At 61.2% G+C, this 26194-nt stretch carries 23 protein-coding genes and 1 tRNA gene; 18 read left to right on the top strand and 6 right to left on the bottom strand.

Features of this window, described 5'->3' with window-relative positions; all coding sequences use genetic code 11:
* Positions 1-23 precede the first annotated feature (23 nt).
* The 4 genes from JWZ97_RS13095 (at position 24) to JWZ97_RS13080 (ending at position 4820) form a co-directional block, all read left to right on the top strand.
* A tRNA-Sec gene (locus JWZ97_RS13095) sits at positions 24-119 on the top strand.
* 306 nt (positions 120-425) lie between these two features.
* Entirely contained in the window at positions 426-749 is a 324-nt protein-coding gene (locus JWZ97_RS13090) for a hypothetical protein (RefSeq protein ID WP_240342343.1), read from the top strand.
* Between the two features lie 10 nt (positions 750-759).
* Positions 760-1980, top strand: coding sequence for a hypothetical protein (locus JWZ97_RS13085; protein ID WP_205429943.1), 1221 nt, complete (start codon positions 760-762; stop codon positions 1978-1980).
* Complete coding sequence (locus JWZ97_RS13080; protein WP_205429941.1) at positions 1941-4820, top strand: EAL domain-containing protein; 2880 nt, start codon at positions 1941-1943, stop codon at positions 4818-4820. Before JWZ97_RS13085 ends, JWZ97_RS13080 begins: the two co-directional genes overlap by 40 nt.
* Positions 4821-5134: 314 nt before the next feature.
* Here JWZ97_RS13080 and JWZ97_RS13075 read toward each other — a convergent pair whose 3' ends face one another.
* A complete protein-coding gene (locus JWZ97_RS13075; RefSeq protein ID WP_305799049.1) occupies positions 5135-6211 on the bottom strand; it encodes an alkene reductase in 1077 nt (358 codons plus the stop codon).
* A gap of 374 nt (positions 6212-6585) precedes the next feature.
* On the opposite strand from JWZ97_RS13075, the gene JWZ97_RS13070 reads away from it, so the two are divergent.
* Together JWZ97_RS13070 and selD are read left to right on the top strand one after the other, a co-directional pair.
* The gene (locus tag JWZ97_RS13070; RefSeq protein ID WP_205429939.1) at positions 6586-7443 is read left to right on the top strand and encodes a phosphate/phosphite/phosphonate ABC transporter substrate-binding protein; all 858 of its coding nucleotides are present in this window, start codon (positions 6586-6588) and stop codon (positions 7441-7443) included.
* 128 nt (positions 7444-7571) lie between these two features.
* Positions 7572-8615, top strand: coding sequence for a selenide, water dikinase SelD (gene selD / locus JWZ97_RS13065; RefSeq protein ID WP_205429937.1), 1044 nt, complete (start codon positions 7572-7574; stop codon positions 8613-8615).
* Positions 8616-8804: 189 nt separating this feature from the next.
* Here selD and JWZ97_RS13060 read toward each other — a convergent pair whose 3' ends face one another.
* On the bottom strand, positions 8805-9029 hold the full coding sequence (locus JWZ97_RS13060) for a hypothetical protein (RefSeq protein ID WP_205429935.1): 225 nt from the start codon (positions 9027-9029) through the stop codon (positions 8805-8807).
* Positions 9030-9492: 463 nt separating this feature from the next.
* Between JWZ97_RS13060 and JWZ97_RS13055 the strand changes: the two genes are divergently transcribed.
* From JWZ97_RS13055 to trmB, 3 genes are all read left to right on the top strand, one after another.
* Positions 9493-10245: a TIGR02281 family clan AA aspartic protease gene (locus JWZ97_RS13055; RefSeq protein ID WP_205429933.1), complete on the top strand. Its 753-nt coding sequence runs from the start codon at positions 9493-9495 to the stop codon at positions 10243-10245.
* Between the two features lie 45 nt (positions 10246-10290).
* A complete protein-coding gene (locus JWZ97_RS13050) occupies positions 10291-11445 on the top strand; it encodes an aminotransferase class I/II-fold pyridoxal phosphate-dependent enzyme (RefSeq protein ID WP_240342342.1) in 1155 nt (384 codons plus the stop codon).
* Between the two features lie 96 nt (positions 11446-11541).
* Entirely contained in the window at positions 11542-12237 is a 696-nt protein-coding gene (gene trmB / locus JWZ97_RS13045) for a tRNA (guanosine(46)-N7)-methyltransferase TrmB (protein ID WP_205429931.1), read from the top strand.
* A gap of 44 nt (positions 12238-12281) precedes the next feature.
* On the opposite strand, the gene JWZ97_RS13040 is transcribed toward trmB, so the two are convergent.
* The 4 genes from JWZ97_RS13040 to JWZ97_RS13025 all read right to left on the bottom strand — a co-directional run bounded on the left by JWZ97_RS13040 (position 12282) and on the right by JWZ97_RS13025 (position 16504).
* Complete coding sequence (locus JWZ97_RS13040) at positions 12282-14252, bottom strand: dynamin family protein (RefSeq protein WP_205429929.1); 1971 nt, start codon at positions 14250-14252, stop codon at positions 12282-12284.
* Positions 14253-14375: 123 nt separating this feature from the next.
* On the bottom strand, positions 14376-14951 hold the full coding sequence (locus JWZ97_RS13035) for a YggT family protein (protein ID WP_205429927.1): 576 nt from the start codon (positions 14949-14951) through the stop codon (positions 14376-14378).
* Positions 14948-15778, bottom strand: coding sequence for a pyrroline-5-carboxylate reductase (gene proC / locus JWZ97_RS13030; protein ID WP_205429925.1), 831 nt, complete (start codon positions 15776-15778; stop codon positions 14948-14950). The genes JWZ97_RS13035 and proC overlap by 4 nt, the downstream gene beginning before the upstream one ends.
* A 27-nt stretch (positions 15779-15805) precedes the next feature.
* Complete coding sequence (locus tag JWZ97_RS13025; protein WP_205429923.1) at positions 15806-16504, bottom strand: YggS family pyridoxal phosphate-dependent enzyme; 699 nt, start codon at positions 16502-16504, stop codon at positions 15806-15808.
* A gap of 82 nt (positions 16505-16586) precedes the next feature.
* Here JWZ97_RS13025 and JWZ97_RS13020 point away from each other — a divergent pair, with 82 nt between their 5' ends.
* The 9 genes from JWZ97_RS13020 to JWZ97_RS12980 all read left to right on the top strand — a co-directional run bounded on the left by JWZ97_RS13020 (position 16587) and on the right by JWZ97_RS12980 (position 26150).
* Positions 16587-17621 carry a type IV pilus twitching motility protein PilT gene (locus JWZ97_RS13020; RefSeq protein WP_205429921.1) on the top strand — a complete coding sequence of 345 codons (1035 nt, stop codon included), beginning with the start codon at positions 16587-16589 and terminating at the stop codon, positions 17619-17621.
* An 18-nt stretch (positions 17622-17639) separates the two neighbouring features.
* Positions 17640-18758 carry a PilT/PilU family type 4a pilus ATPase gene (locus tag JWZ97_RS13015; RefSeq protein WP_205429920.1) on the top strand — a complete coding sequence of 373 codons (1119 nt, stop codon included), beginning with the start codon at positions 17640-17642 and terminating at the stop codon, positions 18756-18758.
* Positions 18759-18909: 151 nt separating this feature from the next.
* Positions 18910-19476 carry a DUF2726 domain-containing protein gene (locus JWZ97_RS13010; RefSeq protein WP_205429918.1) on the top strand — a complete coding sequence of 189 codons (567 nt, stop codon included), beginning with the start codon at positions 18910-18912 and terminating at the stop codon, positions 19474-19476.
* Positions 19477-19588: 112 nt separating this feature from the next.
* On the top strand, positions 19589-19792 hold the full coding sequence (tatA, locus tag JWZ97_RS13005) for a twin-arginine translocase TatA/TatE family subunit (RefSeq protein ID WP_205429916.1): 204 nt from the start codon (positions 19589-19591) through the stop codon (positions 19790-19792).
* Positions 19793-19806: 14 nt separating this feature from the next.
* On the top strand, positions 19807-20103 hold the full coding sequence (gene tatB, locus JWZ97_RS13000; RefSeq protein ID WP_205429914.1) for a Sec-independent protein translocase protein TatB: 297 nt from the start codon (positions 19807-19809) through the stop codon (positions 20101-20103).
* Positions 20090-20899 (top strand): twin-arginine translocase subunit TatC, encoded by an 810-nt coding sequence (gene tatC / locus JWZ97_RS12995; RefSeq protein WP_205429912.1) that lies wholly within the window; start codon positions 20090-20092, stop codon positions 20897-20899. Before tatB ends, tatC begins: the two co-directional genes overlap by 14 nt.
* Before the next feature lie 18 nt (positions 20900-20917).
* Entirely contained in the window at positions 20918-21661 is a 744-nt protein-coding gene (locus tag JWZ97_RS12990; protein ID WP_205429902.1) for an S-adenosyl-l-methionine hydroxide adenosyltransferase family protein, read from the top strand.
* The gene (locus JWZ97_RS12985) at positions 21658-25203 is read left to right on the top strand and encodes an EAL domain-containing protein (RefSeq protein ID WP_205429900.1); all 3546 of its coding nucleotides are present in this window, start codon (positions 21658-21660) and stop codon (positions 25201-25203) included. Before JWZ97_RS12990 ends, JWZ97_RS12985 begins: the two co-directional genes overlap by 4 nt.
* A complete protein-coding gene (locus JWZ97_RS12980) occupies positions 25200-26150 on the top strand; it encodes a LysR family transcriptional regulator (protein ID WP_205429898.1) in 951 nt (316 codons plus the stop codon). Before JWZ97_RS12985 ends, JWZ97_RS12980 begins: the two co-directional genes overlap by 4 nt.
* Positions 26151-26194: the final 44 nt, after the last annotated feature.

Raw genomic sequence — 26194 nt, 5'->3', positions numbered from 1 at the left:
TGGATACAATGCCGCCGCTTTTCGGAAGAGCATCGTCCCCGGTGGGGCGGCCGGTCTTCAAAACCGGTTGAGGCCGTGAGACGGCCTCGGGCAGGTTCGACTCCTGTTCTCTTCCGCCATATTCTGCCGGTGCGGCGACGGCCAGCTCCACTATCGTCGAAGACTTAGGGCGACCACATACCATGCTTTCCTAACGATGAGCCGCGAAAACGAACCACCGAACCTGCGGCTACCCGTCGCACCAATGGCGACAGCCTATTCGTCGCCGTGTCGAATCAGGTTCCTGCGCGCATGATCCTAGGTTCCCGCGTATACGAGCCCATGCCGTCGATTTTTGAGCGCTTTATTAATTTCTAATGTTGCGTTTGCTATTGCTCTTATACTGGACCGTTGCGCCAGGGCATGCCTGGGCGGGTGAATCCCGTGTGCAGGTCTACGACGCGGCGGGCAGGGCCGCAGGTCTTTCCAACGAGGCGCTGAGGGAAGTTTTCTTCATGCGTCTGACGACCTGGCCCAACGGCTCGCCGATCCATGTCATGGTCCTCCCGGAGAATCATCCTTTGCATATCCGATTCGCGAAGGAAGTGCTGGGCGTGTATCCGTTTCAACTCCGCTCGGCGTGGGATCGCTTGATTTACTCGGGTACGGGTTTGGCGCCGACCGTTGTCGAAAACATGGACGAAATGCGCCGCAAGCTTGAAGCCATGCCGGGTAGCATCGGCTACATAGAAAAAAATGAGAAGAATTAGGGGAGAGAGAGTGGGCAGACGGAATAAAGGGTGTCGCTTTACTGCCTGGGTTCGTGTCATCGGAACCGTGCTGTTCGCCGGCTCGACCGACCTCCCGGCGCTGGATTTGGGATCCACCGATCGCCAGTTGCACGGTTTCGTCAGCCAGGGCTTTGTATACACCACGAAAAATCAGCTATTCGGCGAAAGCCGCAAGGGCAGTGTCGATTTTACCGAGGTGGGGGTAAACGCATCGGCCCGCTTGTTGCCGAACCTCAGAATGTCGGCCCAAGGGCTTTATCGCCGGGCGGGTAACTCCGATACGCAGGGCTTGCGTCTGGATTTTGCCCAGCTTGACTATAGCCTCCCGTTCCTGGATTCGTCCGCGACGGCCGGTGTCCGCGCCGGCCGAGTCAAGGTGCCTTTCGGGCTTTATAACGACACGCGGGATGTCATCTGGACCCGGCCGACCGTGTTGCTGCCGCAGTCGGTCTATTTCGATACCTTGGGTTTGCGCCAGGCGATGATCGCCGCGGATGGCGGCGAACTCTACGGCCGTTACAGTTTTGGGGAACACAGCTTCGGCGCGGAGCTCATGGTCGCAGAGCCCCAATACGATACCGGCGGCGCTACGACATTTCTGACCGGATTGCCCAACGCCACCGGTTCATTGACAGGGCGTCCGGCCTTGATCGGCCGGGCCGTCTACGAGTGGATGGGCGGACGGGGACGGCTGATGTTTACCGCGGTCGATCTCGATATCGAGTTCAAGTCCGGGTCGGCGGCGGTTCCATCGGGAAAAATCGCCGTGATATATCCCCTGTTCTCCATGCAGTACAACGGCGAACTGTTTTCCCTGACCTCGGAGTACGGCTGGATCGATAGCCGGCGCAGCGGTTTCGTGCCGACTCCGCTGAGCAACACGACCGAAAGTTTTTACGTCCAGGGCGAATACCGCGTGGCGTCCAACTGGACGGCGGTGCTCCGCTACGATGAATTCCATGTCAACCGAGACGATCCGAACGGCAAGACCGGCTCCGCGCTGACAGGCCTGCCACGGCACCGCTTTTACGCGAAGGACGTGACGGTCGGCGCGCGCTGGGAGTTCGTGCGCGACTGGCTGATCGCCGCCGAATACCACCACATCGACGGCACGGCCTGGTTGTCGACCGAAGACAATCCGTCGCTCGCCCGCGGCGGCGGATCGGCGGATTGGGACATGCTGACCCTCATGATGTCCTACCGTTTCTGACGCTGGCGGACGCGGCGATGCGCGGCGGGGGAAGCACACGGTTTTTCAGCCTGCACTGGAAGGGATTGTTGGCCCTCAGCCTCTTATTGATCGGGCTAAGCGCCACGTTCGCCGTGCTCAATTATGTGCATCTGAAGAGCCAGTTCAGAACGCAGCAAGACATCAGGTTGAGCACCTTGCGCTCGCAATTCAAGGGCATGATCGAACGATCGACGGATCGACTGGAGCGCCTCGGCCTCGTGCTGGCCGCCTTGGGCGATTTCGAGCAGCTATCGACCAAGGGGGGCAAGGCGGAATTCGGCAAGCAGCAGTCCCGCTATGCCAGCATGCGCTACGAATTGGATGTCGAGCGCATGGGGTTTTTTACTCCGGAAGGCGAATCCCTCTGGCAATGGAGCCCGACGGTCATCCCCGATCTGTCGCACGAACGCCAGCAAGCGGCGCTCAAGGACGTGCGCGAAAACGAACGGCCGGTCTCGGTGTTTGGCTGCGAGCCGGTCTGCACCCTGCATGTGTTCGTTCCCGTCCTGCAAAACCGCCGCAATCACGGCATCATCCAGTTGAGCCAGCGCATCGCCGATCTGGTCATCGATTTTCGCGCCCTCACGAATACCGATCTCGCCATCCTCGTGCCGGCCGAGCCCACCGCGCCCGCCGAACTCAAGCACTGGCAACTGCGCACGGCGGCCTTGTCCAGCGCCCAGACGCTCACCGAGCTGATGCAGCACCTCGATGAACGATTCCGCGGCCCACGCGCCCTGAGCAAGCAGAGCTGGCTGTCCTGGCAGGGCAAGGACTATAGCTTGCATGCCATCCCGCTGGCGGAGTTGACGGGCGGCGGTGAGGGCGTTTTGCTCTTCATCGCCGACGTCAGCGTCGAGGCGGCGGAAGTCCGGCGCGGTATACAGGAAGGCCTATGGGTTACGGGCGCCGCCCTGGTTGTCGCCGAGTTGCTGCTGCTGCTCTTGGTGCGCCTGCCTTTGCTCCATCTAAAACGGCTCGCTGAAGCCTTGCCTCTGTTGGCCCAGGGAGGCTACGGCGATACTCGCCGGCGCTTGAATCAACATGCGCCTTCGGCGCGGCTGCGGGATGAAATCGACATCCTGACGGAGGCCTCCGTCCGCCTATCGTACCAACTGGAACAAACCCACCACGCGCTGACCGCGGAAAGGGATTTCGTACAGGGATTGTTCGACACCGCCCAGGTTCTCATCCTGACCCAGACGGGGGCAGGCCATGTCGATACGGTCAATGAATTCACCGCCCAACTCATGGGCCTGAGCACCGGCGAACTGAGCGGCAAGCGCTTCGTCGACCTGATCGAAGTCGACCACCAGGATGCCGAGCTTCGCCAACAGCTCGAAACCCTGGTCGACCATCTGCAACGCCGGCTCGAACACGAATCGGTACTCCTGTGCGCCGACGGGCGTATGCGCCATGTGGTCTGGGTGCATACCCGGTTGCGCCAGGAGCACGCGGATGGCGTGGCCGTGCTATCGGTCGGGCTGGACGTGACCGATCGCATCGAAGCCGAGTCCCGCATGAGGTGGCTGGCCAGCCACGATTCCCTGACCGGTCTGGTTAATCGGGCGCGATTCCGCGAGGAAGTCGAGCAGAGTTTCCTGCTCGCGCAGCGCGGTTCGCATTCGGCGCTATTGCTGTTCGACCTCGACCATTTCAAGGACATCAATGACAGCAGCGGGCACCCGGCGGGCGATGCCTTGCTGACGCTTTTTGCCGATCAGTTGCGGACATGCTCGCGGAAAACCGATGTGCTTGCGCGCTTGGGGGGGGACGAGTTTGCCGTTCTGCTCAGAGAGAGTGATCGGGTCGGCGCCGAACGATACGCCGAACACATCACCCGGCAGCTCGACGGAATGCCTTTCCATTTCGAAGGACGGAGCTACCGCGTCTCGGCCAGCATCGGCATCGCGCTGATTCCCCAGCACGGGAATTCGGTCGAGGAAATCATGGCGAACGTCGATATCGCCATGTACCAGGCGAAGCGGACAGGGCGCTGCCGCTGGCACATCTTTTCCTATTCGGAGGGCGAGCGGAGCGAAACCGAACAGCGCGTTTATTGGCGCAGCGTCATCACCAAGTGTCTGGCCGAAGTCGGCGGCGCAATACTGCATTTTCAACCCGTCGTGCGTGCCGTGAGCGGGGACGTCGTATATCACGAAGCCTTGATACGACTGAGACTGGACGATGGCCGCATAGCCTTCCCCGGCGAGTTCCTGGACGCCGCCATGCGCTCCCAGCTCATGTACGCGATCGACAGTTTCGTGACGGCGGAAGCGCTCCGGATCCTGAAAAACGATCAAAGCGCCCGCCTTTCCGTCAACTTGTCCGCCGCCGCTCTGGACGACCCGCGCTGGGCCCAGGGATTCAAGGACGCGGTGCGAGACGGCGAGTTGGATCCGTCCCGTGTCCATTTCGAAATTACCGAAACGGCGGCCATCGCCGATCTGAAGGCGGCGCAAAAGATCATGGACGACCTCAACCACATCGGTTTTGCCTTTGCCCTGGACGACTTTGGCGCGGGCTTCGCCTCATTCTTCTACCTGAAGCATCTGCCGATCAAATACGTGAAAATCGACCGCTCATTCATCAGCAAGCTGGCGACCGACAAGGGCGACCGGGCGTTCGTCACCGCCCTGACCGCGCTCGCGCATGGCTACGATCAAAAGGTCATCGCCGAAGGCGTGGAGGACGGCGAAACCCTGGCTTTATTGCGCGACCTCGGCGTTGATTTCCTGCAAGGCTATTTCATCGGGCGGCCGGGTCCCGCGCGACTCGAAACTGCCGCTGGGGAGCATGCGCTGGCGTTCGAGTTCTGAAGGGGGCAGTGTGACCGCCGTTCCGTAAACCGTGATCTACGCCGCGGCGTCCATTATCTGGCTGGCCAGGAGTCGGATATTGACGATGGCGTCTGAGCCCTTGTTGCGAGCTTCGGTCACCCTCCGCTCGATTGCGACACCTGCTTACGCGGGGGTGAAAATCTCGGACCCCTATTGATTGGGCCCGTCGGAAGTGCCGAGCAATGCATGCAGGCTGGAATGAGCGCCCGCGAATTCCAGCTTTGTCCGGATTCGCCGGGACTCCCTTGGTTCACCCCAGCCTGCAGGATATGAATGAGCTTAGCGCCGGACCCTCACAACGTCGGATAATCGGTATATCCCTTTTCGTCCCCGCCATAGAAAGTGTTGGGATCGGGTTCGTTGAGAGCGGCGTTTCGGGCGTAGCGTTCGACCAGATCGGGGTTGGCGATGTAGGGCACGCCGAAGGCGATGGCATCGGCCTTGCCGTCCGCGATCGCCGCGTTGGCGCGCACCTTGTCGTAGCCGGCGTTGGCCACGTAGTTACCGTTAAATTTGCGGCGTAGCGCGGCGAAGTCGAATGTGGGCCCCGATTCCCCGGCACCGATGCCACCTTCCATGACATGCAGGTAGGCGAGGCCTAATGGGCTGAGTTCTTCCGCGACGTGTTCGAACAAGGCCTGCGGGTTCGAGTCGGCGATGTCGTTGAAGGGGTTGATGGGCGAAATCCGCACGCCGACTCGGTCGGGGCCGATCTCTTCGCTGACCGCCGCGGTCACTTCCCGCAACAACCGGCTACGGTTCTCGATAGTCCCCCCATAGGCATCGGTGCGGTGGTTGGAGCGGTCGCGCAGAAACTGATCGAGCAAATAGCCGTTGGCCCCATGAATTTCCACACCGTCAAAGCCGGCTGAAAAAGCGTTTTTCGCGGCATTTCGGTAGTCTTCGAGCAGGGCGGGAATTTCGCTCGTTTCCAGGGCTCTGGGGGTCACGAAGTCCTGGAGTCCCTCATAGGTGAATGCTTGGCCCTCGGGCCTGATGGCCGAAGGGGCCACCGGCAATGCGCCATCGGGTTGCAGCGAGGGATGAGAAATGCGGCCGACGTGCCATAACTGGATGTAGATGCGGCCGCCTTTCTCGTGCACCGCGTCGGTGACCAGGCGCCAGCCGGCGACCTGTTCCGCGCCGTGGATGCCGGGCGTGGCAGGGTAGCCGTGAGCGGTCGGCGAGATGGGCGAGGCTTCGGTGATGATGAGGCCGGCGGTCGCGCGTTGGGCGTAATAAAGGGCGTTGAGCGCATGCGGCACATTGCCGGGCCGGGCGGCGCGATTGCGCGTCAGCGGAGCCATGAGGATACGGTTGGGAAGTTGCAGGCGGCCGAGTTGCAGCGGGGTGAACAAATCCTTCGTCATGATGACCTCTAGTCGGAGCTGAAGAGTTGAAGTGTGGTTGGACAAGAGGCGTATCATGCCCGGTTGTCCTTCTACGCTCCACATCACGATTTTTCGTATGCTTCAGTCTGTCTGCCGGACGGCCTGTCGACTGGCGCCTGCTGCGCTTGTCCCGGCATGAAGGGGCAGCCTGCAGATGCCACCGCGCCATAGGCCCGGGTCGAAAAAGGGCGGCTGCGGCCGCACCGGCTTCGTGTCACAATGCGGCCGCTCGACGACCCATCGAGTGCCTGCCGCGATGCCCGCGCCGCTCCGGCGCTAGCGCCGGTATCCGACGTGTTGTTCGACTTCATCGGCAGAGTGCTGCGGCCTGCCGTTTTTCGGAGGGGCAAGTCATGGCTGAAAAATTGATCGTGGGTGCGGTTGCCCATACGCCCGAAGTGGTGACCATTTGGGAAGGCTACAGAGCGTATTTCGTCGATCACGGGCTGCCTTTCGACTACGTCCTTTTTTCCAACTACGAGCATCAGGTGGAGGCGCAATTCGATGGCACTCTTCATCTTGCCTGGAACTCGCCCCTGGCCTGGCTTAGGGCCGATCGCATCGCCAAGGCGCGAGGACTAGCCGTTTCCGTGGTGGCCATGCGCGATTGCGATCGCGATTTGCGCTCGGTGATCGTGGTCCGCGCCGACGATGAGGTCGACTCGCCCGCCGATTTACGGGGGAAAACCATAGGATTCGGCGCCGTCGATTCTCCCCAGGCCTCGCTGATTCCTCTCGCCCATCTCAGACTGCTCGGCCTGCGAGCCGGCCGCGACTTCAACGTTCGGCGTTTCGATGTGAACAGCGGCAAGCACGGCAACCACGTCGACGGGGAGCGCGAGGCCGCCGCCGCCTTGATGGCGGGTGAAATCGATGCCGCCTGCATGATAGAGGGCAACCATTCGAGCTTCGCCAACGACGCCGTTCTGACGCCGGGCAGCACCCGCGTGCTGGCGCGGACCGACCCCTACGATCATTGCAACTTCACCGCGAGCCCCGGCGCACCGGTATTCCAGATCATGCGCTTCGTCGATCTGTTGCTCGCCCTGCCCGGCGAAAAACCCGCAGCTCATCCCCGGCTGAAGCAGGAAGGACTGGGGCACTGGGTGCCGGGTCGCACCACAGGCTATTCCCTGCTTCAGCGAGCGGTGGACGAACACGGTTTTTACGGCCGCGATGGCAGCATACTCGCCAGCGATTATCGATATTGAAGCGTTCGGGGTAGGCTTGCGCGCCATGCCTCGACTATAGCTCTGCGCATACCGGTCGGATCGAACGCGAAACCGCCGCGCGGCTAGTCCGCCCCGTATGCGAGAGTTCCCCTGACCAGGAGTAATGAATGAGCGAAATCCGATTGACGACGCTGTCCCACGGCGGAGGCTGCGGTTGTAAGATCGCCCCGGCCGTGCTGACGCAAATGCTGGCAAAATTGCCCCTCGCCGCGCCGTTTCCCGACTTGCTGGTCGGGACTGAGACGAGCGATGACGCCGCGGTTTACCGGCTTAACGCGCATCAGGCCATAGTCGCCACCACCGATTTTTTCATGCCCATCGTCGACGACGCTTACGAGTTCGGCCGTATCGCGGCCACCAACGCGCTGTCCGATGTCTACGCCATGGGTGGCAAACCCATCCTGGCCCTGGCCGTGGTCGGTATGCCGGTCGACAAGCTCCCGGTGGAAACCGTGCAAGCCATCCTGGCCGGTGGCGCCTCGGTATGTGCCGCGGCGGGCATACCCATCGCGGGAGGGCATAGCATCGACTCGCCCGAGCCCATCTATGGTCTGGTCGCCCTCGGGCTGGTGCATCCGGACAAGGTGAAACGCAACGACCGGGCACAAGACGGCGACGTGCTGATCCTGGGCAAGCCGCTGGGAGTGGGTGTGCTGAGCGCCGCCCTGAAAAAAGGCCAGTTGGACGCCGCCGGCTACCGGCTGATGATGGAACACACCACCCGCTTGAACAGCGTGGGCGCGGCCTTGGGCGAGTTGGACGACGTGCATGCCATGACCGACGTGACCGGCTTCGGTCTTCTGGGGCATCTGCTGGAAATCTGCCGCGGATCGGGTCTGGGTGCGGATGTCGCGTTCAGTGACCTTCCCCTCATCGGGATCGCGGCGGAACTGTCCAGGCAGGGTTACGCCACCGGAGCTGCCACCCGCAACTGGGACAGCTACGGGGCGGAGGTGGTGTTCGAAGACGGCTTGTCCGACTGGCAGCGCAAGCTGCTTTGCGATCCCCAGACGAGCGGTGGGTTACTGGTCGCCTGCGATCCAGCCGGCGCGGACGAGGTGCTGCGTTTGTTCCACAGCCACGATTTCGACTCCGCCCGCGCCATCGGCCGGCTGCGAGCGGGGGAAGCGCTGGCCAGGGTCCGGGCTTGAGCGGCGCGTTGCGGGCCCCTGCCGATGCCGGTTGGCGTGGTCGACGAATCGCGGAGAACCCCTCATCCGGCCTCGATCTGTGGGCTGGCCACCGTGATCGCGACATGGTCTACACCCTAAGGCGTTACCGACCGATGCGGCCCGGCGGGGCCATCCGTGTATCGTCGGGCCGGTCGGCGGCATCGACGTTCAGTAACCGGCATCCCTCAGGCGCTGCAGCAAACGCTCGGCTTCCAGGCTACGCGTGTTCGCGTCGCCTTCGAACCAGTTCCGGCGCAGGGACATCGGCCGCTCCCGTTGCCTTACATAGGCCGGAGCCAGGGCGGGATGAAATGGGAAAACTACCTTCGGGTAGGCTTGAGCGCTTGTTGCTCCCCATAGTTTTCTCAATAGCTTGTTCATGATGCGTTTCATGGCACTGCCTCCTCATCGACTAGCTCGGCCTCGCTGGAAAACAAAGGTCAGCCGCGCAGCGGGTAGACCGGGATGTTTTCCATGCCCCCCAGAAGGCCCAGGGCCGGGCGGGGCACCGCAGGGCGCAGGCTTTATTGCGTCCGTAGGTGACCTGCAAGGCATCCCGAACAGGCCGTAGAGTCATCTCGGAGCGATGCGGAGGCGACGGCTCTAAGGTCGCTGGAGCGAGTCGACGGGGGACGGCTGGGGCGCCGAAGGCAATAACCGTCCCGCAAGTGCGGCCGTGCGGCGTAGGGAACGCCGTTAGGCACAGCACGTCGTGGGACACGCTGCGAAGGCCGTGCAAAAGCTTATAAGCACGAAACGCGCCGTGCTAACAAATAGGTTGTTTATCAAAAACGTAAAAAAATGTGCCGTGTATAGTGTAAAAAACGCGCTAATTCCGCGCTCCTGGAGAAGGCTTATGCACCACTTTAGGGAGTCGTGTTTGCATTTCGCCCATAAACCGACTCGATACGGTATCTGGATGGAAAAAACCATGCGCGTGTTCGCCGCGATCTTTTTGTTGCTAGGCACAAGCCCAATGGTGATGGGAGAAGCCGGCTTGCGCGCGCAGTTGTCGGCTTATGCGCAGCGGCAAGGGTTTGCCGTCGAAGGACTGGATCACGTGCGGGATGAGGCCATGCCGGCCGCGGAAGGCGACGTGCGGGAGACACTGCAAAAGTGGTTGGAGGCTTACAATTATCTGATCGTCGGTGGCGCCGGCGGCAAGATCGAACGGGTGCGCATCACGGGCATCAAGCAGCCTCGCAGCAAGAACTCGATTTCTCCCACCATACACACGACCCGCGAAGGGGTGCATCATCGGGTAACCGCTTATCTGACCGGTCCTAACGGCATCGCCGTGGAGACATCGCTGATCGTGGATACCGGCGCCAGCAGCATCGTGTTGCCCGAATCCCTGGCGCCGGCTTTGGGCTTTGCTGTCGAGCACCTTCAATCTGGCAGCAGCCGGACGGCCAATGGCGTCGTGAAGGTGAAAACCGGCACACTGAACGCCGTTCGCCTGGATCAGGTATCATCCGCCGACGTTCCCGTCGTGTTCGTACCCGACCGGCGACTCGGCGACGTTAGATTGTTGGGCATGAGCTTTCTGAACCGATACCGCTTCACCTTGGACGACGATCGTGACGAATTGATCTTGCTGTCCAAGTAGCCCCCGTACCGATCTCCTGCAGCAACCCCGTCAAAAATTGCCCGCGTGAGCCAGCTCGATAAGATACAGCCTTTCTACGTCATGGAATTGTTGCGCCGCGCCAAGGCTTTGGAAGCCGAAGGTGCCGACGTGGTCCACATGGAAATCGGAGAGCCGGACTTCCCTACGCCAGCCGAGGTGGTGAGCGCTGGAATCGAGTCCATCCGCGGCGGCGAGGTGAAATATACGCCCGCCGCCGGATTGCCCGATTTGCGTGCCGCCATCGCCCGGTTTTATGCCGATCGCTACGGCGTACATCTGCCTGCCCGGCGCATCTTCGTGACGCCGGGCGCTTCCGGTGCCTTTACCCTGATCCTGGCGGGGCTGCTGGAGCGGGGTGATGAAGTGCTCTTGTCCGATCCGGGCTATCCCTGTTACCCCAACTTCGTGCGACTGTTCGGTGGTGAACCGCGGCTGGTACCGGTAGGGGCGGCGTCGAATTTCCAGTTCGATGCCCGCTTGCTGAGCCGGCACTGGGCGCCGACAACCCGCGGTGTCGTCATGGCCTCCCCCTCGAATCCGACGGGCACGCTGGCGAGCGGAGCAAGTCTGCGCGAAATCGCCGGATTGCTCGACGAACGGGATGCGTTCTGGCTATCCGACGAGATTTATCACGGCTTGGTCTACGGCGAACGGGCGCATAGCGCCCTGGAGTTTTCCGATCGGGCTTTCGTGGTCAACAGTTTTTCGAAATATTTCGGCATGACGGGCTGGCGCTTGGGATGGGCGATCGTGCCTGACGACTTCGTGGACGCGGCAGAGCGGCTGGCGCAAAACCTGTTCATTTCGGCTCCGACGCATTCGCAGATGGCGGCGCTGGCCGCCTTCAGCCCCGCCAATCTGGACGAGTTGGAAGGCCGGCGACGCGAGTTTGCGGTGCGGCGTGATTTTCTCCTGCACGAGCTCAGCGGTCTGGGGTTCGACATCCCGGTTCGTCCCGAGGGGGCGTTCTATGTCTACGCCGACTGCAGCCGCTGGAGCGACGACAGTTTCGAACTGGCCTGGCGTCTGCTCGAAGACGCCCATGTGGCCGTCACACCGGGCCGAGATTTCGGCAGCCATGAGGCGCGGCGCCACCTGCGCTTCGCCTACACCGCATCGGTTGATCGTCTGGCCGAAGGCATCGCGCGCATGCGGCACTGGCTCTACTCCCAGAAATAAATACGCATACCCCTCAACCGGCGGCCCGCTTTCCGGATAAGCCGCGCGCCGTCGCTCCCGATCCACTCGAACCTATTTTGGAATCACGAGCCCACCATGACTCTGAACGATACCCCCAGCGAATTGCATACAAGAATCAAGAGCTTCGTATTGCGCCAGGGCCGGCTCACGCAGGCCCAAGAGCAGGCATTGCGCGAGCTTTGGCCACACTACGGGCTCGATGCCCAGCAAGCGCTCGATCCATTGAAAACGTTTGGGAGAGCCGCCCCATTGACCCTGGAAATCGGCTTCGGTAATGGCGAAAGCCTGGCCCGCATGGCCGCCGAGGCGCCCGAGCGGGATTTCATCGGCGTGGAGGTCCACCGGCCGGGGGTGGGCCATCTATTGCTGCAATTGCATGAACGGCAGTTGAACAATGTGCGAATTTTTTGCGCCGACGCCGTCGAAGTCATGAACCGGGTCATCGCGGATGCCAGCCTGGCGGGTCTGCAGGTGTTTTTTCCCGATCCTTGGCCCAAGAAGAGGCATCACAAGCGGCGGTTGATCAATACCGAATTCGTGGCGCTCGCCAGCCAAAAACTCGAAGCGGGGGGCCTATTCCACTGTGCGACCGACTGGGAGGATTATGCGGTGCAGATGCTGGACGTGCTGGGGGAAAATCCGGCTCTGCGCAATCTCGCGGGGCAAGGCCAGTACAGCCCGCGCCCGGATTATCGCCCGCTGACCAAGTTCGAATCGCGCGGACACGGGCTAGGGCATGGGGTCTGGGATCTACTTTTCGTCCGATTGTAAGCGGCGGACCCGTGTCCAGTCCGTCGCCCGAGTGACAAAGGCCGTCAAGCTGCCTTAGGTTCGTTCCTCCGCGTCTGGCCGAAGGGCGTGGCATGCCCTTCCATATCCAGCATCCGCCGGATTTCGGTGAGCTCACGATACTGGGCTTCCAAGGGCTCCAGCTTACGCTCCAATTCCGCGATTTCGCTGTCTAGCGATTCGGCCGACTCGTTCACCTTGCGCAGCACTTCCAAGCGGCTCTCGATCACCCGCTTGTGGTCCTTGATCTTATGGATGAGCGGGGCCAAGGCGGCCGCGCTCCAGCCCTTGGCGTCCCTGTGGGCCTGGGCGAACAACTCGCGTGCGTTGGCGATGATGGTGCCGTAAAGCTTTTGTACGACCAGGCTTTGTTCCATTAACGTGGAAGCGGTGCTGTTTCTGAAGTCCTCGCCTTCCTGAAAAATACGGTCCAGCTCCCGCTCGTATTTTTTGAAGCTGAACAGGACGGGAGCGATGTCCGTAAAGCCGTGTTCGTCCTGGAAGCGGCCGTAGATGGCCTTCACCAAGCGCCGGTTTTCCTCTGCGATGGCGGCCGCTTTCTCCAGTATCAGGCGCAGTTCATCCAGGATGTTGCGCATGGCCGCTTTCATGCCCATCGTGGTGAGGCTGCCGGCCATTTCCTTGCGCTTGGCGCGCACGAGGGGATCGATGGCGTCGGACGACAAGGCTTCGACCAGCAATTTGACCTGCACGATGAAGACCCGCCGGCTTGCCTGAAAACTGTCGACGCTGGACAGATAATGCGCCTGCTGATCCCGTGTTTCCTCCATCAGCTTGCGGGTCATCGTCTGGTTCTTGACATCGATCTTGCGCATGTCCAGCAACTGGCGCTTGGCGTCTATCATTTCGTCTTCGATCACCGTGGCGCTTTGATCGACCAGTTGGCCGACGTGCCGCGCCACCGCGTCGTGCAAGATCTGTTTGCGCGATTTCACCACCTGGTTGGCCAGATAATCCTCGACCGTCTTGAGCCGGCTGCGCTCCAGCAATGCCTCGTCGCCCTTCACCTTGGCCAGCAGGGCTTGTTTGGCCGATATCGGAAATATCGAATGTTCGTCGACTTCGAGTATCTTGGCCGTGCTGGCGATCTGGGTGGCCAAGGATTTTTCGATGGCTTCCTCGCCCTGCAAATCGCCCCACATGGAGTCGATCTTGTTCATCACGACGGCGAGTCCGCCGGGATGGTTATGACGCGAGCCGCGCACGTGGTTCTGCCACATGTCCAGATCGCTCTTGGTCACGCCGGTGTCCGCCGCCAGCACGAATACCACGGCCTGCGCGCCCGGCAACATGTTGAGGGTGAGTTCGGGCTCGGTACCCAGGGCGTTGAGGCCCGGCGTATCGAGGATGCACAGCCCCTGCTTGAGCAGATGATGGGGGAAGCTGATCAGGGCGTGGCGCCAGCAGGGAATTTCCACCATTTCGGGCGGAAGACTCTGGCCGGGGTGCAGGTCCTCGCTGTAGAGCCCGAGCCGCCGGGCCTCCTCCAAAGGCACCTTCTTGGTCGCCGCGAGCTCCTGAAAGGCTTCCTGCATTTGCACGGGCGAGTTGTGATCGAGCTCGATCTCCAGCCAACTGGCGGGACGATGCTTGTATTCGGCCAGGGTGGCATCGCTCAGACGCGTCTCTATGGACAGCACGCGGATATAGCTGCCCCCTTCGGCATCCCAAAAAATTTCGGTCGGGCACATCGTCGTGCGCCCGGGCGAAGACGGTAGTAGGCGTACACCCGTATCCGAGAAAAACAGGGAGTTGATCAGTTCGGTCTTGCCCCGGGAAAACTCGGCCGCGAATGCCACGACCAAGCGTTCGGTGCGCAGGCTCTCGGCCATGCCTTGCAGGGTTTCCCTAACTTGATCGGTCAATAGCTGATTGGACTCCAGCCAGGACTGGTAGCGATCCATGCCTTGAATCAACTGCTCCCGCCACTGGCCGTAATCTTTCAGTTTTTCCTCGAGCTCTACGGTGCTGCTCATGTATGGTTCTCGACTGCTTTGCCATCGACCGAGCGCCGACTTCGAGGCGGCGCGACTTACGAGGAAACAGTGTAGACCAATTCCCGGTCGGGTCTATCCGCCCTCCAGTCGGGGCATGCGCGCTTAGTTCAAGGCCGCGGCGAGTTGCTGCAGGGGCGGGAAGGCCAGCATTTTGATCAATTGTATGGCGACCAATGCGACCAGCGGTGTAAGGTCGACGCCACCGAAGGGCGGCAAAAGACGCCGGCAACTGCGCAACAAGGGCTCGGTGAGATCGAACAGAAGGTTGGCCGCGGGATTGTAGGAAAGGTTGCCGAACCAGCTCAGCAAGGCGCGAATGATGATGGCGAAAAAGAAGATATCGATCAGCATTTCCAGCAGTTGCTCGACTGACCATACGACCAGCGCCGGGGCACTCGTCGAAATTCCCTGCAGCAGGAATAACAGGTAGCCGGCCAGTATTTGCAGGCCCAGCATCAACACGATGGCCGCCGTATCGATGCGCCCGATCGAAGGAATGAAACGGCGCAACAGTCGCAAGGGCGGATGCGTCAGCTTGACCAGAAACTGGGAGATCGGGTTGTAAAAATCCGCTTCGACCCACTGCAAGAGGAAGCGCAGCATCAAGGCGAACAGGTAGAGGCCGAATAAGGTATCGACCAGGAATATGGCCGGGCTGGCCAGGTACGCGGCATTCATGCGTCACCTCCCAGTTCGCGGCTGAGCTCACCGGCCCGGTTGCGGGCCGCCTCCATGGCCGCCAAGACCAAGCCGCGAAAATTGCCGCTTTCGAAGCTGGCGATGGCCTTTTCCGTGGTGCCGTGAGGCGAGGTCACCCGTTTCCGGAGTTCGGCAGGCGACTCGTCGGACTCGATCGCCAGACGCGCCGCGCCCAAGGCGGTTTGTTGCGTCAACAAGCGTGCCGTCTCGGCTTCCAGGCCCAGGCGGATTGCCGCTTCTTCCATGGCTTCCATCAACAGGAAGTAATAGGCGGGACCGCTGCCGGACAGAGCGGTCACGGCGTCGAGCAGTTCTTCCCGCTCTACCCACACGGCCAGTCCCACGGCCCGCAACACCGCTTCGGCGCGGCTGCGTTGTTCGGCGCTGATGCGCTCGCTGCCATGCAGGGCCGTCGCCCCGGTTTTGACCAGCGCGGGAGTGTTGGGCATGCACCGCACCAAATCCACCTCGCCGCCCAGCCAGCGCTCGATATCGCGTTCGGCGATACCGGCCGCCAGGGAAATTACCAGCGGCTTCTTCTTCTGTACGGCATCCGCGATTTCCCTGGCCACCACCTGCAAGACCTGAGGTTTGACCGCCAAAACCAAAATCTGCGATCGCTCGACCAGTTCGCGATTGTCGGCCGTGGTCGCGATGCCGTAGCGCCGCGCCAGTTCGGCCAGCTTGGCGGGGTCGGAATCGGATGCCGTGATGTTGCTGGCTGCGTAGCCATCGGCCACCAAGCCGGCAATCAGGCTGCTCGCCATATTGCCGGCGCCGAGAAAGCCTATCGTCTGTTGTTTCATAAGCATCAGCGTGAAAAAGGGGATAGTTTAACCCAGCGGTCTGGCCCGGGCGCCGAAGATGGCGGTACCTATGCGCACAAGGGTCGCACCTTCGGCGACGGCGACTTCGAGATCGTCCGACATGCCCATGGACAGCGTATCCAGATCGTCGAGCGCCAGATCTTCCATCGCCTGCCGTAGGGCCCGGAATGCAGCGTGCTGTGCTGCGGGATCTACAGTGGGGGCGGGAATGGTCATCAGGCCGCGCAGACGCAAGTGGGGCAGGCCACTAATGGATTGGGCCAGGGCCGGCAACTCGGCGAAATCGACCCCGGATTTGCTGGCTTCACCGCTGACATTGACTTGTAGGCAGATATTGAGGGGCGGCTTGTCGGCCGGCCGTTGCGCGTCGAGGCGTTCCGCCACCTTGAGCCGGTCGACGCTATGCACCCAATCGAAGTGCTCGGCGATGGGGCGGGTCTTGTTGGACTGGATGGGCCCTATGAAATGCCAGACGATGCCCGGTTCGTCGAGCGCGGCTTGTTTGTCCAGGGCTTCCTGCAGATAGTTTTCGCCGAAATCGCGCTGTCCCAGGCGATAAGCCTCGGCGATCGCCTCCGCCGGATGAGTCTTGCTGACGGCGATCAGGCGGACCGAGCCGGCCGGACGTCCGGCTCGGGTTTCGGCGTCGGTGATGCGTTGGCGCACGGCGGCCAGCCGGCTCTCGAGTGTGGTCGTCGTTGTCATGCCTTTGTCTATACTTCCCGCGGTTAACGCGCAGAGTACCCGCCGCCGGCCCAACCCTTCAAGCTACGACCCGAGAACATCCATGGATATCGCCGAACTGCTCGCCTTTTCCGTCAAGAACGGGGCCTCCGACTTGCATCTCTCTTCCGGCCTGCCGCCCATGATACGTGTGGACGGCGATATTCGGCGCATCAACGTGCCGCCGCTGGAGCACAAGGAAGTACATGCCTTGATCTACGACATCATGAACGACAAGCAACGCCGCGATTACGAGGAGTTCTTCGAAACCGACTTTTCCTTCGACCTGCCCGGCGTGGCGCGCTTTCGCGTCAATGCCTTCAACCAGGATCGCGGCGCGGCGGGGGTATTCCGTACCATTCCGTCCAAGGTGCTGACCTTGGAAGAGTTGAACTGCCCGCAGTTCTTCCAGGATGTCACCCGTCATCCGCGCGGCCTGATCCTGGTGACCGGCCCCACCGGTTCGGGCAAGTCGACCACGCTGGCGGCGATGATCGACTACATCAACAGCAACGACTATTCGCATATCCTCACCATCGAGGACCCCATCGAGTTCGTGCATCAGAGCAAGAAATCGCTGATCAACCAGCGCGAGGTTCATCGCGACACCCTGGGGTTCAACGAAGCGCTCCGGTCGGCCCTGCGCGAAGACCCCGATATCATCCTGGTAGGCGAAATGCGCGACCTGGAAACCATACGCCTGGCGCTAACCGCGGCGGAAACCGGCCATCTCGTATTCGGCACCCTGCACACGACCTCGGCGGCCAAGACCATAGACCGCATCATCGACGTGTTCCCCGCCGCCGAAAAAAGCATGATACGTTCCATGCTGTCGGAGTCCCTGCAGGCCGTCATCGCCCAGACCCTGCTGAAAAAGGTGGCCGGCGGCCGCACCGCGGCCTGGGAGATCATGGTCGGCACGCCTGCCATCCGCAATCTGATACGCGAAGACAAGGTCGCGCAGATGTATTCCGCCATACAGACCGGCCGCAAGGACGGCATGCAAACCCTGGATCAGCACCTCACCGAGCTCGTCGAAAAAGGCGTCGTCGCGCGTCAGACCGCCCGCACCCGGGCCGTCAACAAGGCCGCCTTCTGATACAACCGGAGAATGTCGATGGAATTCCAATCCCTGCTCATGCTCATGGCGCACAAGAAGGCGTCGGACCTGTTCATCATTCCCGGCAAGGAGCCCTGCCTCAAGGTCGACGGGGCCATACAGCCGATTGCGAGCACCAAGCTCAGTGCCGATCAGGCCAAGCAGCTGATCTACAGCATCATGAGTCAACGCCAGATCGACGAGTTCGAAAACACCAAGGAATGCAATTTTGCCATCGCGGCCGAAGGTTTGGGGCGTTTCCGCGTCAGCGCCTACATCCAGCGCGACACGCCCGGCGTCGTCCTGCGCCGCATCGAGACCCACATTCCCACCGTCGAGGACTTGAACCTGCCGCCCATCCTCAACGAGTTGTCGATGACCAAGCGTGGTCTGATCCTCTTCGTCGGCGCCACCGGCACCGGTAAATCGACCTCGCTGGCCGCCATGGTCAAATACCGCAACGAGCATTCCTCCGGCCATATCATCACCATCGAGGATCCACTGGAATACGTGCATCCGCACGCCGGCTGTATCGTCAGCCAGCGCGAGGTGGGCATAGACACGGAATCCTACGAGGTGGCGCTGAAAAACACGCTGCGACAAGCTCCCAATGTCATCCTGATCGGCGAAATCCGCACCCGCGAAACCATGCAGCAGGCCATCACCTTCGCCGAGACGGGCCATCTGTGCCTCAGCACGCTGCACGCCAACAACGCCAACCAGGCGCTGGACCGCATCCTGCACTTTTTCCCGGAGGACATGCATCCCCAGTTGTTCATGGACCTGTCCCTGAATATGCGGGCCATCGTCGCTCAGCAGCTCATCAAGCGGGCCGACGGCAAGGGGCGTTATCCGGCGATCGAGATCCTCATCAATACGCCGCTGGCCTCCGACCTGATCCGCAAGGGCGAGGTTCACAAGCTCAAGGAGTTGATGAAACAATCGCGCGAACAAGGTATGTTGACCTTCGATCAGGCGCTATACGACCTGTACAAGGCAGGCAAGATCACCTACGAAGACGCGCTCCACTCGGCCGATTCCAAGAACGAAGTACGCCTGATGATCAAGCTGGGCGAGGAAGGCGGCATCGAAAAATACTCCGGCCAGCACGACAAAATGTTCGTGGTCGACGACTGAGGCCGAACGCTCGGCTTTCCGGGACTCGATACCGACTTATCGGGCGCACGCCATAGCCAACGCTCGGCCCTTCTGGCAGAATCTTTGCTTATCGGATCCCTCACTTACACCGTGCCGCCCGTTCCTCGGGCTGGCTGGAGCGTCGACCTAAATGACCTGGTTTATCTTCGCGGCCGTTGCCGCAATGATCCTGCTGCCCTTGTTGCTGAAAACGTGGTCGCGTCATGGCGCGCGCATCGTGCGTAACCCTTACCACAAGCGCGCCCATTTGTTCTCGGCGGATGACCGGGCATTCCACCCGGTGCTCAAGGAGGCCATGGGCAACGATTACGAAATTTTCGGCAAGATACCGGTGGCGGATATTGTGCTGGCGAAGAAAATCGCCGGTCGGGGCCATGGCCGTTCGAGCTTTAACCCGCTGGCGGGACGCTACTTCGATTTCGTGCTGTGCGACAAGAAAAGCTTGGCAGTGCTGTGTGCCATCGTGTTGTACGATAAAACCAACCCGGCCCGGCAGGCCGAGCAGGGCGATCCGCTCAAGCGGATCTGCGAGGCCGTGTCCCTGCCGCTCGTGGTTATCCACGTCAAGGCCGAGTATGCCGCCGACGAAGTTCGCGAAAAACTGCGCCAGGCTATGACCCAGGAGCCCTTCTATCTGATCGAATCCAGCGGACGCAAGGAGCCCCGCATCTCCAGTCTAGATAACATGGATATATGAACCGGCCACGATCAACTATCGCGTGACTCCGTTTCGGGTTATTTTTAGCCACTTAAATCGGGCGCAAGCTGTCTTTTCATAAATCACTTAACATTGCTAGCGGAGCATCATCATGGGCATAGGCGTTTGGGAATTGCTACTCATCTTTTTGATCGTACTGGTCGTTTTCGGCACCAAACGTCTGCGCGGCATAGGCGGTGATCTGGGCAGCGCCATCAAGAGCTTTCGCAGCGCCATGAGCGACGGCGAGAGCAAGCGTGAGGACGAAACCACCACCGAAGGCCAAGCCAAACCCGAGAACAAAAGTGAGGCCTGAGCGAGCCGCCCTCCATGTTTGATATCGGCTTCTGGGAATTGGTGCTGGTGGGCTTGATCGCGCTTTTGGTGTTCGGTCCCGAACGACTGCCGCGCGTGGCCCGCGAAGCCGCGTTATGGATCAGAAAAGCCCGTTCGGTGGTATCGTCCGTCAAGGAGGAAATCAACCATGAGCTGGATCTGCAAGACATCCAGCAAACCATGGCCAGGCAAAAGCGCAATCTGGAAAACGAATTGAGCGAACGCATAGAGCTCAAGCAGATCGCCCGCGCCGCGCCGAAAGACACGGAGGGTGGTGATGGCCAAGCCTGATATCGATGTCGCGGAGCAGCCCTTCATCGCGCATCTGATCGAACTGCGCGACCGGCTGCTGAGGGCGATCGTCGCGGTACTCATCCTGTTCATCGGGCTGGCGTATTACGCAAACGACATTTACAGCTATTTGGCCGGCCCCCTGCTAAAGCACATGCCGGCCGGCTCGCAGATGATCGCCATCGAGGTGGCCTCGCCTTTCCTCACGCCGTTCAAATTAACGGCGATGGTGTCGGTGTTCCTGGCCATCCCCTATATCCTCTATCAAGGCTGGGCCTTCGTCGCGCCGGGTTTGTACCGGCATGAGCGGCGCCTGATCCTGCCGCTGCTGGTCGCCAGCACCTTCCTGTTCTACGGGGGCATGGCCTTCGCCTATTACGTGGTATTTCCCTTGATCTTCGGCTTCATGACCGCAGCGGCGCCCGTGGGGGTCACGGTCATGACGGATATCAGCCAATACCTGGATTTCGTGCTGACGATATTCTTCGCCTTCGGCATCTCTTTCGAGGTTCCCATCGCGACCATCCTGCTCGTCTGGTCGGGCATCGTGTCGCGTGAGGATATGGCCGAAAAAAGGCCTTATGTCATCGTGGGAGCCTTTATCATCGGTATGCTCCTGACGCCGCCCGACGTCGTTTCGCAAACCTTGCTGTCGATACCCATTTGGCTGCTGTTCGAGCTCGGTTTGCTGTTTTCGCGTTTCTTTACCCGGCGCGCCGCCGAGGCGGAGCAACAAGTTCTGGATCAAGACAGGGAACATATCGAACGTTTGGCCCCGCCCGCCGACGATCTCTGACGGTCGAATCGGCTCGGCATGATCTTGTTGTACACCGATTTCGGTGCGGAAGGGCCTTACCTGGGTCAGGTCGAAGCCGTGCTACGGCGCCTGGCCTCCGGTGTGGATATCGTGAACCTGCTCAGCAACGCACCCGCCGACCCACTCCCCGCCGGTTATCTCCTGGACGCCTTGGCGCATACGCAGCCCCGCGGCGCGACCTTCCTCTGCGTGGTCGATCCAGGAGTCGGGGGCGACCGCCACGCGGTGGTGCTCGAGGCCGATGGGCGTCGTTTCGTGGGACCTGACAACGGCTTGCTCAACGGCGTGGCCGCGCGGGCGACCGATGTCCGGTGGCACATCATAGAATGGCGACCCGACAAACTTTCAGCCAGTTTTCACGGGCGCGATCTGTTTGCTCCCATCGCCGCCCGCATCGCCCAGGACGACTGGGCCTGGGCTTTCAGGGTCTGGAACGGTCCCGACCTGCGGGCCTGGCCGGCCGATTTTTACGGCATCGTTTACCTCGATCATTACGGCAACGCGCTCACCGGCCTGCGTTACTCGGCCGCTTTGGAGGGCCAAATCGTATGCGTGAACAATTACCGACTCACACAAGCCCCTACCTTCTGCGGCGTCCCGGAAGGCAAGGCTTTCTGGTACTGCAATTCGATGGGCCTGGTCGAAATCGCCGTTAATCGGGGCAGGGCCGATGTTCTTCTGGGGCTGAAACCAGGGACGATGTTCACCCTGGACGATACCGCACGCGGAGTGTCCGGTTGACTTTGAGGGTGCGTACGCTCGTCGTTGCCGTACTGACATGGCTGGCCTGCCCGCCGGCCATGGCTCAGGAGCACGTGACGCTGCAACTGAAGTGGCGGCACGCGTTTCAGTTCGCCGGATATTACATGGCCCAGGAACTGGGGTATTACCGGCAGGCCGGGCTGGACGTAGAGATCAGGGAAGGTGGCCCGGACGTCGACTTCGTCGACGAAGTGCTCAGCGGGCGCGCCGACTTCGCCACCGGATCGAGCGGCCTGGTTCTGGACCGGAATCAGGGCAAGCCGGTGGTGGTGCTGGCGGTCATCTTCCAGCACTCGCCCGACGTGCTGATCGTGCCCCAGCATTCGAATATCAACACTCCCAAGCGCTTGGAAGGCAAGCGGGTGATGACCAGTAGCAGCACTCCTTCGATAACCCCCATGTTATTGAACGCCAGCGGCTCGCTGGACAAATTCAAGCTGCTGGAACAAACCGATGATCTGGACGGCTTGATGGCGGGACGGTTGGAGGCCCTGGCCGGCTACCGCACCGATCAACCCTTCTACTTCCGCCAGAACGGTTTCCCCGTCACCCTGCTGTATCCGGAACACTACGGCGTGGACTTCTACGGCGATAACCTGTTTACCAGCGAACGGGAGTTGCGCGAACATCCCAGCCGGGCACGCGCTTTCCGGGCGGCGAGCCTGCGCGGCTGGGAATACGCGATGGCCCACCCCGCCGAGGCGATCGCGGTCATCCAAAAATTCGACTCCACCCGCAGTGAGCCGCATTTGCGGTTCGAATATCAAGTCATGCGCGAACTCCTGTTGCCGGAGTTCATCGAGCTCGGTCACATGCATGAGGCCCGCTGGCGCCACATCGCGGACACCTATGTCCGCCAGGGCCAGCTCGAGCGCGACTACACGCTGAAAAACTTTCTTTACGAAGCCAATCCCAGCATCGAGCTGAGCACCTTCAGGAAATACACGGCCGCAGGCGTGGGTCTGGCGGCGGTCGGCGCCATCACCATCGTCCTGCTCATGACCTTCAACCGCCGGCTCAAGCGGGAGATCCACGAGCGCCATCAGGCCGAACAGCGCCTGCGGACGAGCGAACACCGATTGCAGGAAGCGCAGGGCATCGCGCATATCGGGAGCTGGGAGGTCGACCTGTTCAGCGGACAGGCGATCTGGTCGGTGGAAACTTATAAGCTGTTGGGTTATCCGCCGAATTCGGTAGCGCCCACCCGGGAGAATCTGTTGCGGGCGATCCATCCGGAAGATCGCGACAAAGTGGTTCGGCAAATCGAGGAAGCGATCGTGCACCCGGAAGGATCCTGCCGGATCGAGTTTCGCGTCCTCCTGCCCGACGGCGAAACTCGCGTGATGGATACGCGCGGGCGTATCGCTTTCGACGGGCAGGGAGAGCCCGTTTCGCTCATCGCCACCTCCTTGGATATCACCGAACGCAAGCGCTTCGAGCAAACCCTGCGTGAGCAGGAGAACTACCTGCGGACCATCATCAACCACAATCCTCATTGCATCAAACTGCTGGATCACACCGGCAGGTTGCTGGACATGAACCCGGCCGGCCTGGCCATGATCGAGGCCGGCAGCTTGAGTGAAGCTCAGGGCCGCGTACTCTTCGGCATGGTCGCAGAAAAAGACCGCCCTCACGTCCAGGCGATGGTAGAGGCCGTATTCGCGGGTGAGTCGAGGCAGCTGCGCTTCGAGATCATCGGCATGAAAGGGACCCGACGCCAGCTCGAAACCCACTCGGTGCCTTTGTGGAACTCACCCGACCGCACTCAGGTACGGGCCCTGCTCGCAGTCACGCGCGACATCACGGAGCAGCGGCGAGCGGAGGACAGGCTGCGCTTGTCCGCTACCGTCATCGAGAGTACGCGGGAAGGCGTCTTGGTTACCGATGCCGAGCTCAAGATCATCACCGTCAATCGCGCATTTTGCGAAATTACCGGTTACAGCGAAGGCGAAATCCTCGGACGCAATCCGCGGGCCCTTTATTCGGGACGGCAGAACGCGCCTTTTTATCGCCAGTTGTGGGAGTCCGTACGGGATTCCGGATCCTGGCAGGGCGAACTGTGGAACCGGCACAAGAGCGGGGAAGACTATCCCGCTTGGCTGAGTGTCAACGTGGTTAGGGACTGCGACGGCAACATCGCCAATTACGTCGGCGTATTTTCTGACATCAGCCAGCTCAAGCAGTCGCAGGCCCAGTTGGAGCACCTGGCGCATCACGATCCGCTGACCCAGTTGCCCAACCGCCTCCTGCTCACGGCCCGTATGGAGCACGCGCTGGAGCGCGCGGAGCGGTCGCGCGACAGCATCGCGGTGCTGTTTCTCGACCTGGATCGGTTCAAACACATCAACGACAGCCTGGGTCACAACGCCGGCGACTTCCTGTTGGCCCAGGTTTCGGAACGCCTGCAAGCGGCGGTGAGGCGCGAGGATACCGTGGCCCGGCTGGGCGGCGACGAATTCACCGTCATCATGGAAGAGCTCAAACACGAGGAGGATGCCGCCCTGCTCGCCGATAAGCTTATTCAGACACTGAGCCATCCCTTCTGGTTCGAGGGTCGCGAATTGTTCATCGGCGTCAGCATAGGGATCAGTATCTTTCCGCGCGACGGCGTTCAGGTGGCGCAGTTGCTCCGCAATGCGGACGCCGCGATGTATCATGCCAAGGAGGAGGGCCGCAACACCTACCGTTTTTATGCCGAGGAACTGACCGCGCGGGCATTCGAGCATGTGGTGCTGGAAAGCCAGTTGCGGCGTGCCATCGAGCAGGACGAGCTGACCTTGCATTACCAGCCCCAGATCGATTTGCGCAGCGGGCGTCTCGAGGGGCTGGAAGCCTTGGTGCGATGGAACCATCCCGAGCAAGGCCTGGTGGGTCCTGGACGATTCATCCGCATCGCCGAGGAAACCGGCCTGATCGTACCCTTGGGAGAATGGGTGTTGCACGCCGCATGCAGCCAAGGCCGGGCCTGGCTGGACGAGGGGCTGGATTTCGGCTACATCTCGGTCAACGTCGCCGGCCGCCAGATACAGCGCGGTGATCTGGTCGCCGTGGTGCAAAAGGCGCTGGCCGACTCGGGATTGCCGTCCCCCTGCCTGGAACTGGAGATCACCGAGAGTTTCGTGATGAAAGAGGCCGAACAGGCCATCCATTTGCTGCACGGCATACGGGCATTGGGTGTCCGGCTGGCCATCGACGATTTCGGCACCGGCTATTCGTCGCTGGCCTACCTGAGGCGCTTGCCCTTCGACAAGCTGAAGATCGACCAGAGCTTCGTCAGAGACCTCGCCCATGACGAAAACGATGCGGCGATTGCCCGCGCCATCGTCGCGCTGGGCCACAGCCTGCAGTTCTCGGTCATCGCCGAAGGCGTCGAAACCGAGGCGCAGCGGACGCGGCTGCTTCAGGACGGGTGCGATCAGGCCCAGGGTTACCTGTTCGGCCGTCCCGTCTCGGCCCTGGAGATCGGCCACCTCTTGAACGTCCGGGCCGACGTCGGCCCGGTTTTGGAGCACATGGCATGAACATCACCCTGCGCCAACTGAAAGTCTTCGAACGGGTCGCCCGGCGTTTGAGCTTCACCCGTGCCGCCGAGGAGCTCTACCTCACGCAGCCGGCGGTGTCCATGCAGATCAAGCAGTTCGAGGAAATGGTCGGCCTGCCACTGTTCGAGCGGCTGGGTAAGAAGATCTATCTGACGCAGGCGGGCGAAGAGATCTATCGCATCAGCCGCAATATTTCCGTCCAGCTGGACGAAGCCGAACAACTCATCGAGGCCCTGAAAGGCACCGAAGGTGGCAAACTGGTGGTGGCCGTGGCCAGCACGGTGCACTATTTCGCCATCCGCCTGCTGGCCGATTTCTGCCGCAGCTACCCCAAGGTCCAGGTCAGCTTCAAGGTGACCAACCGCAAGGGCCTGCTGCGGTTGCTGGAAGACAACGAGGCCGACATCGTGCTCATGGGCCAGCCGCCGGAAGACCAGGATCTGCTCGCCGAGCCATTCATGGAAAATCCCCTGGTGGTCATCGCCCCGCCCGACCATCCGCTGGCCGGGCGCCGAGACATCGCACTCGAGGAACTGAAGCACGAGACCTTTTTGATGCGGGAGCAGGGCTCAGGTACGCGGACTTCATTGGAGCGCTTCCTGGCGGAACAAGGTTTCAACATCGCCAACAGCATGGAAATGAACACCAACGGCGCCATCAAGCAGGGCGTCGAGGTCGGCCTGGGGCTGGGCATCGTGTCGGTGCATACCGTGGACAGGGAACTGGAAGACGGCCGGGTCATCATCCTGGACGTGCAATCGTTTCCCATCCTCCGGCAGTGGTACATCGTGCAGAGGGCCGGTAAGCGGCCATCCATCGTCAGCAAGGAGTTCGCCGACTTCGTGCGCAAGGAAGGCAGCCGCTTCGTCCGCGTTCACCTCGACGGCAATAAGCCGATGCTGAACGGTGAGCTCCCAGCCAGCTAGGCCCGTTCGCGGAAATGGCGCGTCAGTCCACCGAGAGTTTGCCG

Source organism: Methylococcus sp. EFPC2 (assembly GCF_016925495.1).
GTDB lineage: Bacteria > Pseudomonadota > Gammaproteobacteria > Methylococcales > Methylococcaceae > EFPC2.
The sequence above is the reverse complement of the archived record's forward strand: the minus strand, read 5'-3'. Positions and strand labels throughout refer to the sequence as shown.